We start from the raw sequence: 13681 nt of genomic DNA, 5'->3' as shown, positions 1-13681 counted from the left end.
GGGGGCTGCCATGGATTGGGACAACCCGCCCGAGATCGTCGCGCAAGGCATGGGCCAAGCGCACCAGGGCCCGGATATCGCGCAGACATGGGCGCTCAGCCCGGCAGCCTGGTCGCAACACGCGATCCACGTGGCAGCGTTCGCGCTGGCGGGGCTTGCCACGCGGCGCCCGCGCCCGCGCCCGTCCCAGCGATCCGCCACTCATATCCGGTCGCAGGACGTGCTGCGCCCGGCCACGCGCCGAATCGCCGCCGAAATCGCCGTCGAATACCGGGGCCACGCCACCAGCGACGCCAGGACCCGCGACACTCCGCAAGCGCTCCTTGCCACCCGGAACGCGCTCAAGGCGCATGAGATCGAAATTCCCGTTCCGCAGCAGGTCATGCGTCCCAGCAGCCCGGGCGCGGCGGCATCGCCCGCCCCATGACGGGCGCGCTGGTCATCGGTGCAGGGCCGGCGGGCCTCATGGCCGCCGACGCGCTGGCCTCGGCGGGCGTGCCCGTCACCGTGGCCGAGGCCAAGCCGTCCCCGGCCCGCAAGTTCCTCATGGCGGGAAAGTCCGGCCTCAACCTCACCAAGTCCGAAGACCTCGAAACCTGCCTCGCCGCCTATGCCGAGGCCGCGCCGCACCTGCGCCCGATGCTTGCCGCCTTCGGGCCGGACGATGTCATCCGCTGGGCCGAGGGGCTGGGGCAGCCCACCTTCACCGGCTCCACCGGACGCGTTTTTCCCACCGCCATGAAAGCCTCGCCGCTCCTGCGCGCCTGGCTCTCCCGCCTCGAAGGGCTGGGGGTGACACTGCACCGCCGCTGGCGCTGGACCGGCTGGGACGGCGATGCCGCGGGGTTCGACACGCCGGGTGGCTCGCGCCAGCTGACTCCCACAGTCACCGTGCTGGCCTGTGGCGGCGCCAGCTGGGCGCGTCTCGGCTCCGACGGCAGCTGGGCGGCCCATCTGCCCGGCCAGACCGCCCCGTTCCAGCCCGCCAACATGGGCTTCACCGTCGATTGGTCCGACCACATGCAGCGCCATTTCGGCCGGCCGCTGAAGAACATCGCGCTTCATGCCGGTGCGCATATCTCGCGCGGCGAGATCGTCCTGTCCGCGAGGGGCATCGAAGGCGGGGGGATCTATGCCCTCTCCCGCCCCCTGCGCGAAGGCGCGGCGCTCACGCTCGACCTGCGCCCGGACCTGTCGCTCGATGCGATCCGAAAGCGCCTGGGGCGTCCGCGCGGCAAGGCCAGCCTGTCGAACCACCTGCGCAAGACTCTGCGCCTCGCACCCGTGGAACAAGCCCTGCTGAACGAATGCGCCCGACCCCTGCCCGACGACCTCGCCCCGGTCACCAAGGCGCTGCCAATCCCACTCGCCGGGCCGCGCCCCATGGACGAGGCGATCTCGACCGCCGGCGGCCTGCGCTTCGATGCCCTCACCGGCGACCTGATGCTGAAATCCCGCCCCGGAACCTTCGCCGCCGGTGAAATGCTGGACTGGGAGGCGCCAACCGGCGGTTACCTGTTGACCGCCTGCCTGGCCTCCGGCCTCTGGGCCGGTCGTGCCGCCGCCCGCTTCGCGACGGTGGCCGCCAGCCCCTAGGCCAGCCGCGCCTGCACATTGCTCAGCCCTCGCGCACCCCGGCGACCGAGAACACGTTCGACGGCTCCAGCACCAGGTCCAGCCCCAGTTTCAGACCGACGGCCAGCACCAGCAGGGCCAGCAGGATGCGCAACTGTTCCGCTTTCAGGACCTGCCCGATCATGCTGCCGAATTGCGCGCCGACCACGCCGCCGACAATCAGCAGCGCGGCCAGGACCGTATCCACCGTATGCGTCGTATAGGCGTGCATCATCGTCGTGTAGGCGGACACGAAGATGATCTGGAACAGCGACGTGCCGATCACCACCTTCGTCGGCATCCCAAGGATATAGATCATCGCCGGCACCACCACGAAACCACCCCCGACCCCCATGATCGCCGACAGCACGCCGACGAAGAACCCCACGATCAGCGGCGGAAAGACCGAGATGTACAGCCCCGACGTTCGGAACCTCACGCGCAGCGGCATCGAATGCACCCAGTCGCGCCGCGTGCGGCGGGCGCGTGGCTTCGGTCCCTGCATCTTGGCACGACGAATGGCTTTCAGGCTTTCGACGAACATCAGCGTCCCGATCAGCCCGAGAAAGACCACGTAGAACAGGTTGACCAGCAGATCGACCTGCCCCAGCTGCCGCAGCAGGCTGAAAACATAGACCCCCACGGTCGACCCCGCGAGGCCCCCGGCCATCAAGGCGCTGCCCATGCGGAAATCGACGGTGCGGCGTCGCAGATGCGCGAAGATCCCCGAGAACGACGAGGCGACGATCTGGTTGGCCGATGTCGCGACGGCGACGGCAGGCGGAATCCCGATGAAGAACAGGAGCGGCGTGATCAGAAACCCGCCGCCGACGCCGAAAATGCCCGACAGCAACCCGACGACAAGGCCGACCGACAGCAGCAGCGGGCCGTTGACCGAGACCTCGGCGATGGGCAGATAAAGTTGCATGGCGCGGGTTTCCCTGACCGGGCATGTCCCGCACTTACGCCCATCCCCCCCGGGCTGCAAGGCGGCGGTTCAGGGTCTCGCACCCGCCACGCCCTGCCCCTGGCCCCCGTAGGGTGGGTGAAACCCACCGCTCCCGAACGGCGGCTGTCTCACCCCATCTCCGCGACCTTGCGGAACGCCTCGCGTGCTTCCAGCCGCGCCCGGTACTCCGCCAGCACCTTGCCAGGCTCGGGGAACTTCGCGATCTCCGCCCAGCGCAGGCAGTGCACCAGCAGGATATCGGGCACCGTCATCTTCTCGCCCATCAGGAACGGGCCTTCCAGCGCCTCCGACAGCCGGGCGATATTGGCCTCGTATTCCCATTTCAGCGTCTCCTTGACCTCGGGCACCCGCTTGTCCTCGGGCAGCACGAAGGTATGCCGCGCGGCCATCCACAGGGCACAATCCACGTCATCGAGAATCTGGTGCGCCAGCGCATCCTGCCGCGCGCGCTCCAGCGTGCCTGCCTTGTGGGTCAGCGCGCCGTGCCGATCGGCCAGGAAGCTCATGATCGCCACCGACTCGGTCACCACGGCCCCGTCCACCCGCAACGCCGGTATCTTGCCCGACGGGTTCGCCGCCACCGCCTCGGCGCTGCGCGGCCCTGCGGGGGTGTGGTCGTAATCCACGCCCAGCTCCTCCAGCAGCCACAACACCCGGAACGCCCGGCTGGCCTTCGATCCGATCACTTCGTACATCGCACAACTCCCTGATATGTCGCCTCACGCTTGCCCGCCCCGGGCGACAGCGCAACGATTTTCCACTTCCATACTGACATTTGCTGTCATACCCGTCACCTATCCTGCCGATCAAACTGGAGCGGAGATCCATCATGCACAAATCCGGAACCTGCCTGTGCGGCGCCGTGACCGTCGACATCGCCAACGCCCCCGACAGCACCGGGGCCTGCCATTGCGGGATGTGTCGCAAATGGTCCGGCGGCGTCTATCTGGGACTGCACGTCAGGGCCGGCGATGCCACGATCACCGGCGCGGACAACATCACCGCCTACACCTCGTCCGACTGGGCCGAGCGCTGCTTCTGCGCCACCTGCGGCACCAACCTCTTCTACCGGGTCACCGCGCCGGGTCCGATGCAGGGCGACATGCATGTAGGCCTTGGCCTGCTGGACGATCCCTCCGGCATCACCCTGACCGAGGAAATCTTCGTCGACCGCAAGCCCGACGCCTACGCGCTGGCAGGCACCCACAAACGCATGACCGAGGCCGAGACCCTGGCCATGTTCGCCGACATCTCCTGAGCCGCCCTACCGCTGCGCCAGCGTCGCCAGCCGGATCAGCGCGCGTTCCACCAGCGCCATGTCCGGCGCGGTCTGGCCCGCCGAGCGCAGGCGCAGGTCGGTGTCGGTCAACACACCCAGCGCCTCTTCCAGCTTCGCCGCGCCCCAATGCGCCGCCTGCCGCTGCATCCGGTCACGGCGCGGGCCGAATACCGGCGGGCGCACGCGGGCAATACCCTGCCCCGGCCCGCCCGGATCGCTGGCCGCCGCGTAAAGCGTGCGGAAATGCCGGTTCGCCGCCATGCAAAGCCCCACCGGCTGCACGCCCTGCGCTCGCAGCCGCTTCATCACCGGGCCGATCTCGCCCGGCTTGGCCTCGGCCACCAGGTGCAGCACGTCGTCCAGGTCCGCCTCCACCGACACCGGCGCACAGGCGGCGATATCCTCGGCGCTCAGGGGCGTGTCGTCGCCCCGCTTGTACAGCGCCAGCTTGTCCATCGTCTGGCGGAAATCGCCCGGATCGAGCGCGCGCGCCAGCGCGTTCAGGTCCGTCATCGCGTCGCGCGGCACATCGCGCAGCCCCGCCTTGGACAGGATCGCCTCGATCTCGGCCCGCCCCGGCGGCTCGTCATAGATCGCCGCGGCATAGGCATTCCTGTGCCCCTCGAAGAGCTTGCGCAGCTTCGACGTCGCCTTCAGGCTGCCGGCGATCACCACCACCTGCGCATCGCCCGGCTGCCAATCCTCCAGCGCCGCCGTCACCACCGGCGCCACGGTCTCGTTCGCATCCTCGACAAACGCCACGCGCGGCCCCGGAAAGAAGCCCTGCGCCTTGACCGCGTCCAGCAGCATCGCGGGGTCCTTGCGCAACTCCGACGCGGGGATCCGCGTCAGCCGCATCTCCTCCTCGCCCTGCGGGCCGATCAGCGCGGCAATCACCTCCTGCCGCTTCAGCGCTACGCGCATCGCGTCGGTGCCATAGATCAACAGGCCGGTCTTGTCGGGATCGGGCCGCGCGAAATAGGCCGGCGCATCGCGGGGCGACAGCTTCATGCCGGCAGCTTGCCGGCCTCGGCGGTCAGCCGGTTCAGGATCTGGTCCCCCAGGATCACCATCAGCCGCGCCTCGGCGTCGCGCTGCGCCGCCTGCGTCGCCACGGTGGTGCCCGAGGCCGAGTATGAGGTAAAGCTGTCCGCCTGTCCGCTCAGCACGACCGCGTTGCTGCGCAGATCGCGCAGCGCGTATGTCACCTTGCCCAGAAGGTTGTAGCGCGTGTTCACGTTGGCGCGCGAGATCGCGACCGCCTCTTCCGTCAGAATGATCGAATAGCCCAGCCCGTAGACCTGCCGCTCGCCGCGGCCCAGCCGCTCTTCGATATGGCGGGTCAGCAGGTAACCTGGCCGGCTGTTCGGCGCCTCCACCAGCACCGCGCCCTGCAAATTGTGGGCCGCGCCGCCCGGCGCATAGGCCGGCGCGAATCCACAGGCGGCCAGCCCCGCGGGCAGGCCCAGCACGATGAAACGACGGTTAAACGACGACATTCACGATCCGCCCGGGGACGACGATGACCTTCTTGGGCTGGGCCCCATCCAGCGACCTTGCCACAGCTTCGTGCGCCAGCGCGCGTTTTTCAACCTCTGCCTTGTCCATGTCCTTGGGCACGCTGATTTCGGCCCGGCGCTTGCCGTTGACCTGGATCGGCAGGGTCACGCTGTCGTCGGTCAGCATCGCCTCGTCGGCCACCGGCCAGGGCGCCTGCGCCACAAGGCCCTCACCGCCCAGCATCGACCAAAGCTCTTCGGACAGATGCGGCGTCATGGGCGACATCAACTGAGCCAGAACCTGCGCCGCTGCCTTTTTCGCTTCCGCTCCGGCGCCCGATTTGGCCAACCCATTGGTGAACCCGTAAAGCTTGGCAATCGCCGCGTTGAATCCAAAACTTTCCACGCCGCCCGTCACGTCCCTGATCGCCCGGTGCATGTCCTTCGCGAGCGCCTCATCCTCGGCGGCATTGGCCGGTGTCTCGTCCCCGGCAATCTCCGACACGATGCGGTGCACCCGCGCAAGGTGCTTGTGGGTCGCCTCTGCGCCCGCGGCGGTCCATTCCACGTCCCGCTCCGGCGGGCTGTCCGACAGCACGAACCAGCGCGCGGTGTCGGCGCCGAAGGCGTCGATGATGTTCACCGGGTCCACCACGTTCTTCTTCGATTTCGACATCTTGGCCGAGGGGATGATCTGCACGGGCGTGCCATCGGCCAGCTTGCCGTCGGTCACGTCCTCGGGCAGGTGATAGACCGGGCGGCCCTTGGCGTCGCGCGTCTGGTAGATCTCGTGCGTCACCATGCCTTGGGTGAAAAGCGCGTCGAACGGCTCGATCGCCTTTTCCGGCAGGTGCCCGCAGATATGCATCGCCCGGGCAAAGAACCGGCTGTAGAGCAGGTGCAGGATCGCGTGCTCGATGCCGCCGATATACTGGTCGACGTTCATCCAGTACTGGGCGTCCTCCATCCGCGTCGGCGTCTCCGCATCCGGGGCCGTGAACCGTGCGAAATACCAGGAGCTGTCCACGAAGGTGTCCATCGTGTCGGTCTCGCGCCGTGCATCCGCGCCGCAGCTCGGGCATTTGCAGTCGCGCCAGGTCGGATGCCGGTCCAGCGGGTTGCCGGGAATGCTGAAATCAATCGGCGTGCCACCCTCGTCATAGGGCAGTTCGACCGGCAGGTTTTCCTTTTTCTCGGGCACCACGCCGCAGGTGTCGCAATGCACCACCGGGATCGGACAGCCCCAGTAGCGTTGCCGCGACAACCCCCAGTCGCGCAGGCGATACTTCACCTGCCCGGTGCCAAGCCCCTTCTCCTCGAACCAGTCGATCGTGGCGTCGATGCCTTCCTGGCTCGTCGCCTCGCCGATGCCGGCGAAGTGGTCGATATAGATCACCGTCTCGGTCTTGGCGGGCACCAGCGCCTCGGTCTCCACCTCTTTGTCCTGACCGGGCAGGTAGAAGGCGTTTCGCACCTCGAGGCCGTATTTCCGCGCAAAGTCCAGGTCCCGCTGGTCATGCGCCGGGCAACCGAAGACAGCACCCGTGCCGTAATCCATCAACACGAAGTTACCGACCCAGACCGGCAGCTCCCGCTCCGGCCAGACCGGGTGCCGCACCGTGATCCCGGTGTCGATCCCCTTCTTCTCGGCCTTCTCCATCGCGGCCTCGGTGGTGTCCATCTTGCGCGTCTCCGCGATGAACGCCTCCAGTTCGGGATTGTTCTTCGCCAGTTCACGGCTCACCGGATGCTCCGGCGAGATCGCGATGAAACTTGCCCCGCGCATCGTGTCGGGGCGGGTCGAGTAACAGACAAGAGGCGCACCCGCATCCGTCCGCTCGAACGGAATCTCGATGCCGCGCGACTTGCCGATCCAGTTCTCCTGCATCAGCCGCACCTTGGCGGGCCAGTTCTCCAGCCCGTCCAGCGCCTCCAACAGCTCTTCCGAGAAATCGGAGATCTTGAAGAACCACTGCGTCAGCTCGCGCTTTTCCACCTCGGCGCCGGACCGCCAGCCCTTGCCGTCGATCACCTGCTCGTTGGCCAGCACGGTCATGTCCACCGGGTCCCAGTTCACCACCGCGTTCTTGCGATAGACCAGCCCCTTTTCCAGGAAATCGAGGAACAGCGCCTGCTGCTGGCCATAGTACTCGGGATCACAGGTGGCGAATTCCCGGCTCCAGTCGATCGACAGGCCCAAGGGCTTCATCTGTCCGCGCATGTCGGCGATGTTGCCATAGGTCCAGTCCTTGGGATGCCCCCCCGACGCCATCGCGGCATTTTCCGCGGGCATCCCGAACGCGTCCCAGCCCATCGGATGCAGCACGCTGTGGCCGGTGGCCAGGCGGTATCGCGCGATCACGTCGCCCATCGTGTAGTTGCGCACATGCCCCATGTGGATGCGCCCCGACGGATAGGGAAACATCTCCAGCACATAGTATTTCGGCTTGTCCCGCGACCGTTCGGCCCGGAAGATCCCGGCCTCGTCCCAGGCGCTTTGCCATTTCGCTTCGATATCGGCGGCAGAATAACGCGACATGACCCGATCGGTCCCTTGTTTCTCAAACTCCAAAGGGTGATAGGGCCCCGCGCCCGCAGGGTCCAGTGCGCAGCGGGCAAAAATCAGGCGTAACCGATTTCTTGCAAGAAATCGGGCCGGAAAATCCGAATTTTCCGACGCGGAATTTTGCAAAATTCCGCCCCGCCGCTATAAGCCGGAAAAAACGCACAGGCAATTGCATGAAAATCCTCTTCATACATCAGAATTTTCCCGGCCAATACAAACATCTGGCACCCTTGCTGGCCTCGCGCGGACACCACTGCGTGGCCCTGACGATCAAGGTCGACAAGCCGATCAACTGGAACGGCGTGCAGGTTGTCCCCTACACTCTGCCCAAACGCGCGGCACAGAACCTGCACCCGTGGCTCGTCGATCTCGACACCAAGGTCACCCGCGGCGACGCCTGCTACCGCGCCGCCCGCACGATGAAGAAAAACGGCTACGCGCCCGACCTCATCCTGGCGCATCACGGCTGGGGCGAATCGATGTTCCTGCGCGATGTCTGGCCCGATGCGCGGCTTGCCATCTACTGCGAACTCTACCACCTTGCCGATGACCAGCACCTCGACTTCGACCCCGAATTCGCCAAGTCGGACCGTGGACTTCAGGCGCTGCGCATCCGGATGAAGAACATCAACAATCACCTGCATTTTCCCTTTGCCGACGCCGGGATAAGCCCCACGCGGTTCCAGGCCGATACCTTCCCTGCCGACTTCCGCGACAAGATCACCGTCTCGCATGACGGCATCGACACGCTCACCGCCTGTCCCAAGCCCGATGTCCGGCTGACGATCAAAGGCCAGGTCGACGTCACCCGGGACGACGAGGTCATCACGTTCGTCAACAGGAACCTCGAACCCTATCGCGGCTACCACATCTTCATGCGCGCCCTGCCGCGCCTTCTGCGCGAGCGGCCCAACGCCCGCATCCTGATCGTCGGCGGCGACGAGGTCAGCTATGGCGCCGCCCCGCCCAAGGGGCAGACCTGGAAACAGATTTTCCTCGACGAGGTGCGCGACCAGATCCCGGATGCCGATATGGCCCGGGTACATTTCCTGGGCCGCATCCCCTACGACCAGTTCCTGCGTCTCTTGCAGGTCAGCCGCGTGCATGTCTACCTGACCTACCCCTTCGTGCTCAGCTGGTCGCTGATGGAATCGATGTCCTGCGGCGCGGCGATCGTCGCCAGCGACACCACGCCCGTGCGCGAGGTGATTCGCCACGACGAAACCGGCCGGCTGGTCGATTTCTTCGACGGCGAAGCATTGGTCGACGAAGTTTGCGCCCTCTTGGAAGACGAGCCTGCCCGGCGCAGGCTCGGCGCCGCGGCGCGCGACCTCATGCGCGAGAAATACGATCTGCAAACGATCTGCCTGCCACGGCAACTCGACTGGATTTCCAGCGTGATGGACGGTGCGAAGGTCTGACGCCGGTCAGGCGGCAGGCCCGGTCAGAACCGTTCCGCCTGCGTGCGCAGCTGACGCGCGCGGCTCAGGATCGCGTCCTCGATGGCGCGTTGCGTGCCCGCCGCAACCGGGCCGCTTTGCGATTGCAGCGCCACGTTCAGCGCCCGCGCATCCAGCGCCGGATCGCTGATCAGGACGGTCGCGCGATAGGCGCGCCCGCCGCCCGGCGGCCTGCCGTAGCCGGTCGAAATCACGCCGGTGAACGGGTCCGCGCTTTGCACCGGAAGAAAATCAAGCACCTCCAGCGAAGCGGTCCAGAGAAAGCGGTTCACCCGGATCCCCGCCGAGCCGTCGTTCTTGAACGCGTCGAACAGGCTCGTGCCCCCGGTCGCGGCCGTCGGTGTCTGGTTCGGACCGCCTTCCACCTTATACGCATCAGGGTTCAGCTTGCCGTTTCTGAACGTGCTGCAAGACGCCAGCAAACCTATGCTCGCCAACAGCACCACCGCGCTTTTCAAAGGGGATTTGAACATTCCACCACCCGTTCCAGTTTTCCCCTCATTATCCAACGAAAAGAACCTCGGCAAGGTTGTTTCCCCCACCCTTACCCGAATGCGGGCGAACTGTGGTCGCACCGCGTCGGGATTTGCGCACCCGCCGCGCCTGTGGCACTACCTTTGCAGGTATCAAGGATCGGATCGACACGATGAGTTTGCACGACATCAAAACCCGCATCGCGGCCGCCGAACAGGACGCGGGCCGTCCCGCCGGATCGGTCAGCCTCATTGCCGTGTCCAAGGTTCAGCCGGACGCGCGCGTGACCGCGGTCCTGGACGAAGGCCACCGCGTCTTCGGCGAGAACCGCGTACAGGAAGCCGCCGGCAAATGGCCCGGCTTCCGCGAGAGCTATGACGGCGTCGAGTTGCATCTCATCGGCCCGCTTCAGACCAACAAGACACGCCAGGCGTTCGAGCTCTTCGATACGATCCATTCGGTCGACCGTCCCAAGCTGGCCAGGACCATCGCCCGCATCGCGCAGGAAGAAGGTCACTGCCCGGGCCTCTTCATCCAGGTCAACACCGGCGAGGAAGACCAGAAAGCCGGCATCCTGCCCTCCGAGGCGGACGCCTTCGTCGCCGACTGCCGTGATCTCGACCTCACGATCGAGGGGCTCATGTGCATCCCGCCGGTGTACGAGGAAGCCAGCCTGCATTTCTCTCTCCTGGCCAAGATCGCAGAGCGCAACGGCCTGTCCGGCCTGTCGATGGGCATGAGCGGCGATTTCGAACGCGCCATCGCGCTTGGCGCCACCCATGTCCGCGTCGGCAGCGCCATCTTCGGCGAGCGCGAACACGATTAAACGCTAGGTGAAACCTTGGCGCTGACCTAACCTTGCCGTGACTGCAGCACAGCACCGGGAGAATCAGAATGCGTCTCATATCCACCGCACTTGTCGCGCTCGTCTTGTCCGCCGGCGTTGCCGCGGCCGAGTTCACCCTCGGCTTCGACTGGGGCGACATTCCCCGCTGCACCTCCGGACGCCCCAACACGGTCGGCAGCCCGGCCTTCGTCCTGCGCGGGGTTCCGGCGGGCACGACCACGATCCAGTTCCGGCTGAAGGACCTGAACGTGCCAAGCTACAATCACGGCGGCGGCACGGTAAAGGTGGGACGCGACGGAAAACTGCCATTCGGCGTCTTCAAATACAAAAGCCCCTGCCCGCCCGGCGGCACCCATACCTACGAATGGACCGCGACGGCCAGGTCGGGCAACAGCACACTGGCCACCGCCAAGGCCCGCCGCAAATACCCGGAATGAGGCCGGGACCAAAAGTCGAATTCGTTGTGGGCACCTGAGGACCGCACTTCGTGATTGATAAGAAATCACAACTCGACAAGTTCAAGGAAGCTGCTCGTCAGCTAGAGACGGACGACGACGACGAACGGTTTGAGAAGAAACTAAAGAAGCTTGTGAAGCAGAAGCCGGACGAAAAGGACTGCGACGACTAACTGCCCCCCCTGATCGCATTCTGAAGGTCCGGGTTCGCCGTGAAAAACTCGATCACCAAGTTGTCGACGACATTGTAAAGAAGAATGCCGACGAAGACGGCGAGAACGGTTTTCCAAAAGCCCATCAGATACTCCAGTGCTGTGGGCTGGACGCTACAGCTCAAAGGCCGGGTTTGTCGAATATACAATCGCCCAAAAGTCTTAAGACTTTTGGCAATTTCCTTTCAAAGGAAATTCCCGCGCCAGCGGCACCGACGCGCTGCCACCCGGATACCGACGCGATACCGATATGCGTTTGGACGCGTTCACCCCGGCACGATCAGCCGCGTCCCCAAGGTGATCCTCCCAGCGATCCAGCGCAGGTGATCCGGCCGGAACGCCACGCAGCCCGCCGTGGGATAGCCCGGACGACGCCAGCGGTGCAGAAAGATGCAAGACCCCTTGCCGCGCTCTGCCCTCGGCCAGTTCCAGTCGGTAATGATCACCAGGTCATAGAGCGGATCGGCCCGCCGCAGGACCTCGTGCGAGTGCGGGTAGGGCTTTGAAACCATGAGGTTATAATCCTCGTGGCCCAGGTCGTCCGACCACAGGTCGCCCGGCCGGATCGGCACCGCCCAGTCCGCGGGCCGTGCCATGCGGTCAGGCCGGTACAGCATTCCGACGATTTCATGCGTGCCCACCGGCGTCGCGCCATCGCCCTCGTGCTTGTCCCGCGACAGCCCGCCACGCCCGACCGTGCACGGAAAGCGCCGCCCCCGAAACCGCACCCCCATCGGCGTCAGCACCAAATCCCCAGGCCTCATCCCGCAAGTCCCTCCGGCATGGCCGCATTGGGAAGGAACATCTCAGGCGCTTGATTTTCATAGAGAAAAGCCGCCTCGAATACCCTTTCATCCGCGAATGTCGGCCCTACGATCTGCATCCCCGTGGGCACCCCGTGCCGGTCGCGCCCCGTGGGTACGGACATCACGGGACAATTGTGCAGCATGTTGAACTGGTGTGTCAGAACCCAGCCATATTCAGGGTCCACCTCGCGCCCCGCCACGGTGAATCCCGGCCCGACCGGGTCGTGATCCGCCCGCACGCTGCCCATCGACAGGGTCGGGCATATGAAAACGTCCACTTCCTCCAGGATCGCGCCCAGCCGCTGATACATCTCGTGCTGCACCTCCCAGCTTTGTGCCACATCGTCCGGGCCCAGCCTTGCCGCCGCCTCCGCCGTGGCGATGGCATAGTCCGTCATCCGCTCGCGGTACTTTTCCAGCGCCCACAGCGGGGCCCGTCCGAAATGCATCGCCAGATACCAGCGCATCGCCGCCTCGTCCACGCGCACATCCCATCCGACGTCCACCGGCACGACCTCGCACCCCGCGCCTCGAAAAACATCCAGCGCTGCCAACGTGTTACGCTGCACATCCTCGTCGATCGGCACATATCCAAGGTCCATCGAGAACGCGATCTTCAGTGGCCGTCCCGTGCCACCCATCGGCAACACGACACGCTCGCGCAGACTGTCGTGGTCGCGCTGATGCGGCCCCGACACGATGTTCTGTCCCAGCGCGCAATCCGCCACGCTCCGGCTCAGGAAACCGCAATGATTGTAGCGGTCGAAATTCGCCGGCGGCCCGTCCGGGTTGCGCCCGTGCGGCGGCTTGTAGCCCACCAGCCCGCAGGCACTGGCCGGAATACGGATCGACCCGCCGATATCGGTGCCCGTGGCCAGCGGCACCATCCCCGCCGCCAGCGCCGCCGCCGACCCGCCCGACGAACCGCCTGGGCTGTAATCGCGATTGAACGGATTGCGCGTCACCCCGAACCGCTCCGACCGGCAGACGCCGGAAAGGCAGAACTCCGGCGTGGTGGTGCGCGCCGGTATGATTGCGCCGGCCGCCAGCAGACGCTCGACCATCGGGTCGGACCGCGTTTCGACCTCGTACCCCATCGACCAGGACCCTTGCGTGGTGCGTTGCCCCGCGACCCGCTGCGCGTCCTTCACCGCCACCGGCAGACCCTCAAGCACCCGGGCCGTGCCGTTTTCATAAGCGGCTTCGGCTCCGCGCGCCGCGTCCAGCGCGTCGTCGAAAAAGGCTTCCGTATAGGCGTTCAGGCCCGGGTTCACCGCCTCGGTCCGGGCAATCAGTGCCTCCAGATACGCCACCGGCGACAGGTCACCCGCCTTGAACCGGGCCAGGACATCGCTCGCGGAAAGATAGCAAAGATCATTATCGGACATGGTGACTCTCATGCGGTCAACATGTCGAAAACCGATGAGGGTTGAAAGCCCGACCAAGCAATAGACATCCTCCAAATGAAAAAGGCCCCGCCGGTGACGGGGCCTTTCTTA

At 65.7% G+C, this 13681-nt stretch carries 17 protein-coding genes; 7 read left to right on the top strand and 10 right to left on the bottom strand.

Translation table 11 applies throughout. The features are described from left to right. The first annotated feature begins 10 nt into the window (after positions 1 to 10). Positions 11 to 427, top strand: a complete 417-nt coding sequence (locus FIU85_RS15455) for a hypothetical protein (protein ID WP_152497534.1) — start codon at positions 11 to 13, stop codon at positions 425 to 427. Next, on the top strand, positions 424 to 1596 hold the full coding sequence (locus FIU85_RS15450) for a TIGR03862 family flavoprotein (RefSeq protein WP_152497533.1): 1173 nt from the start codon (positions 424 to 426) through the stop codon (positions 1594 to 1596). Before FIU85_RS15455 ends, FIU85_RS15450 begins: the two co-directional genes overlap by 4 nt. Before the next feature lie 22 nt (positions 1597 to 1618). Here the strand turns inward: FIU85_RS15450 and FIU85_RS15445 are convergent, their stop codons facing one another. After that, positions 1619 to 2542 carry a sulfite exporter TauE/SafE family protein gene (locus FIU85_RS15445; protein ID WP_152493576.1) on the bottom strand — a complete coding sequence of 308 codons (924 nt, stop codon included), beginning with the start codon at positions 2540 to 2542 and terminating at the stop codon, positions 1619 to 1621. 149 nt (positions 2543 to 2691) lie between these two features. Then, positions 2692 to 3279 (bottom strand): glutathione S-transferase family protein, encoded by a 588-nt coding sequence (locus FIU85_RS15440; protein WP_152497532.1) that lies wholly within the window; start codon positions 3277 to 3279, stop codon positions 2692 to 2694. Positions 3280 to 3413: 134 nt separating this feature from the next. Here FIU85_RS15440 and FIU85_RS15435 point away from each other — a divergent pair, with 134 nt between their 5' ends. Continuing rightward, on the top strand, positions 3414 to 3842 hold the full coding sequence (locus FIU85_RS15435) for a GFA family protein (RefSeq protein WP_254702919.1): 429 nt from the start codon (positions 3414 to 3416) through the stop codon (positions 3840 to 3842). A 6-nt stretch (positions 3843 to 3848) separates the two neighbouring features. On the opposite strand, the gene holA is transcribed toward FIU85_RS15435, so the two are convergent. The 4 genes from holA to FIU85_RS22075 form a co-directional block, all read right to left on the bottom strand. Then, a complete protein-coding gene (holA, locus tag FIU85_RS15430; RefSeq protein WP_152497531.1) occupies positions 3849 to 4874 on the bottom strand; it encodes a DNA polymerase III subunit delta in 1026 nt (341 codons plus the stop codon). Continuing rightward, entirely contained in the window at positions 4871 to 5362 is a 492-nt protein-coding gene (gene lptE, locus FIU85_RS15425; protein ID WP_152497530.1) for an LPS assembly lipoprotein LptE, read from the bottom strand. The genes holA and lptE overlap by 4 nt, the downstream gene beginning before the upstream one ends. Beyond that, on the bottom strand, positions 5349 to 7901 hold the full coding sequence (gene leuS, locus FIU85_RS15420) for a leucine--tRNA ligase (protein ID WP_152497529.1): 2553 nt from the start codon (positions 7899 to 7901) through the stop codon (positions 5349 to 5351). Before leuS ends, lptE begins: the two co-directional genes overlap by 14 nt. 83 nt (positions 7902 to 7984) lie before the next feature. Then, a complete protein-coding gene (locus tag FIU85_RS22075; protein ID WP_172977969.1) occupies positions 7985 to 8149 on the bottom strand; it encodes a hypothetical protein in 165 nt (54 codons plus the stop codon). Between FIU85_RS22075 and FIU85_RS15415 the strand changes: the two genes are divergently transcribed. Beyond that, positions 8102 to 9349 (top strand): glycosyltransferase, encoded by a 1248-nt coding sequence (locus tag FIU85_RS15415; protein ID WP_152497528.1) that lies wholly within the window; start codon positions 8102 to 8104, stop codon positions 9347 to 9349. The two genes, FIU85_RS22075 and FIU85_RS15415, sit on opposite strands and share 48 nt — an antisense overlap. A gap of 23 nt (positions 9350 to 9372) precedes the next feature. Here the strand turns inward: FIU85_RS15415 and FIU85_RS15410 are convergent, their stop codons facing one another. After that, a complete protein-coding gene (locus FIU85_RS15410; protein ID WP_152497527.1) occupies positions 9373 to 9861 on the bottom strand; it encodes a DUF3576 domain-containing protein in 489 nt (162 codons plus the stop codon). Positions 9862 to 10034: 173 nt separating this feature from the next. Between FIU85_RS15410 and FIU85_RS15405 the strand changes: the two genes are divergently transcribed. The 3 genes from FIU85_RS15405 to FIU85_RS22070 all read left to right on the top strand — a co-directional run bounded on the left by FIU85_RS15405 (position 10035) and on the right by FIU85_RS22070 (position 11337). Then, on the top strand, positions 10035 to 10688 hold the full coding sequence (locus tag FIU85_RS15405; RefSeq protein WP_152497526.1) for a YggS family pyridoxal phosphate-dependent enzyme: 654 nt from the start codon (positions 10035 to 10037) through the stop codon (positions 10686 to 10688). A 68-nt stretch (positions 10689 to 10756) separates the two neighbouring features. After that, entirely contained in the window at positions 10757 to 11146 is a 390-nt protein-coding gene (locus tag FIU85_RS15400; protein WP_152493584.1) for a phospholipid-binding protein, read from the top strand. A 50-nt stretch (positions 11147 to 11196) separates the two neighbouring features. After that, positions 11197 to 11337, top strand: a complete 141-nt coding sequence (locus FIU85_RS22070) for a hypothetical protein (RefSeq protein WP_172978896.1) — start codon at positions 11197 to 11199, stop codon at positions 11335 to 11337. Here the strand turns inward: FIU85_RS22070 and FIU85_RS22530 are convergent. The 3 genes from FIU85_RS22530 to FIU85_RS15390 all read right to left on the bottom strand — a co-directional run bounded on the left by FIU85_RS22530 (position 11334) and on the right by FIU85_RS15390 (position 13570). Then, positions 11334 to 11462 (bottom strand): hypothetical protein, encoded by a 129-nt coding sequence (locus FIU85_RS22530; protein WP_302849151.1) that lies wholly within the window; start codon positions 11460 to 11462, stop codon positions 11334 to 11336. The two genes, FIU85_RS22070 and FIU85_RS22530, sit on opposite strands and share 4 nt — an antisense overlap. 180 nt (positions 11463 to 11642) lie before the next feature. Then, on the bottom strand, positions 11643 to 12140 hold the full coding sequence (locus FIU85_RS15395; protein ID WP_152497525.1) for a L,D-transpeptidase: 498 nt from the start codon (positions 12138 to 12140) through the stop codon (positions 11643 to 11645). Continuing rightward, positions 12137 to 13570 carry an amidase gene (locus FIU85_RS15390; RefSeq protein ID WP_172978895.1) on the bottom strand — a complete coding sequence of 478 codons (1434 nt, stop codon included), beginning with the start codon at positions 13568 to 13570 and terminating at the stop codon, positions 12137 to 12139. The genes FIU85_RS15395 and FIU85_RS15390 overlap by 4 nt, the downstream gene beginning before the upstream one ends. Positions 13571 to 13681 lie beyond the last annotated feature (111 nt).

Source organism: Roseovarius sp. THAF8 (genome assembly GCF_009363735.1).
Taxonomy (GTDB): Bacteria; Pseudomonadota; Alphaproteobacteria; order Rhodobacterales; family Rhodobacteraceae; genus Roseovarius.
Note: the sequence above shows the minus strand (reverse complement) of the source record. Positions and strands in the feature narration are given on the sequence as shown.

Coding starts and splice junctions, on each gene's coding strand:
- FIU85_RS22075 (WP_172977969.1), bottom strand. CDS start 8,149: ATGTTTGTATTGGCCGGGAAAATTCTGATGTATGAAGAGGATTTTCAT.
- lptE (WP_152497530.1), bottom strand. CDS start 5,362: ATGTCGTCGTTTAACCGTCGTTTCATCGTGCTGGGCCTGCCCGCGGGG.
- leuS (WP_152497529.1), bottom strand. CDS start 7,901: ATGTCGCGTTATTCTGCCGCCGATATCGAAGCGAAATGGCAAAGCGCC.
- FIU85_RS15445 (WP_152493576.1), bottom strand. CDS start 2,542: ATGCAACTTTATCTGCCCATCGCCGAGGTCTCGGTCAACGGCCCGCTG.
- FIU85_RS15450 (WP_152497533.1), top strand. CDS start 424: ATGACGGGCGCGCTGGTCATCGGTGCAGGGCCGGCGGGCCTCATGGCC.
- FIU85_RS15455 (WP_152497534.1), top strand. CDS start 11: ATGGATTGGGACAACCCGCCCGAGATCGTCGCGCAAGGCATGGGCCAA.
- FIU85_RS22530 (WP_302849151.1), bottom strand. CDS start 11,462: ATGGGCTTTTGGAAAACCGTTCTCGCCGTCTTCGTCGGCATTCTTCTT.
- FIU85_RS15395 (WP_152497525.1), bottom strand. CDS start 12,140: ATGAGGCCTGGGGATTTGGTGCTGACGCCGATGGGGGTGCGGTTTCGG.
- FIU85_RS15435 (WP_254702919.1), top strand. CDS start 3,414: ATGCACAAATCCGGAACCTGCCTGTGCGGCGCCGTGACCGTCGACATC.
- holA (WP_152497531.1), bottom strand. CDS start 4,874: ATGAAGCTGTCGCCCCGCGATGCGCCGGCCTATTTCGCGCGGCCCGAT.
- FIU85_RS15390 (WP_172978895.1), bottom strand. CDS start 13,570: ATGTCCGATAATGATCTTTGCTATCTTTCCGCGAGCGATGTCCTGGCC.
- FIU85_RS15415 (WP_152497528.1), top strand. CDS start 8,102: ATGAAAATCCTCTTCATACATCAGAATTTTCCCGGCCAATACAAACAT.
- FIU85_RS15400 (WP_152493584.1), top strand. CDS start 10,757: ATGCGTCTCATATCCACCGCACTTGTCGCGCTCGTCTTGTCCGCCGGC.
- FIU85_RS15405 (WP_152497526.1), top strand. CDS start 10,035: ATGAGTTTGCACGACATCAAAACCCGCATCGCGGCCGCCGAACAGGAC.
- FIU85_RS15440 (WP_152497532.1), bottom strand. CDS start 3,279: ATGTACGAAGTGATCGGATCGAAGGCCAGCCGGGCGTTCCGGGTGTTG.
- FIU85_RS15410 (WP_152497527.1), bottom strand. CDS start 9,861: ATGTTCAAATCCCCTTTGAAAAGCGCGGTGGTGCTGTTGGCGAGCATA.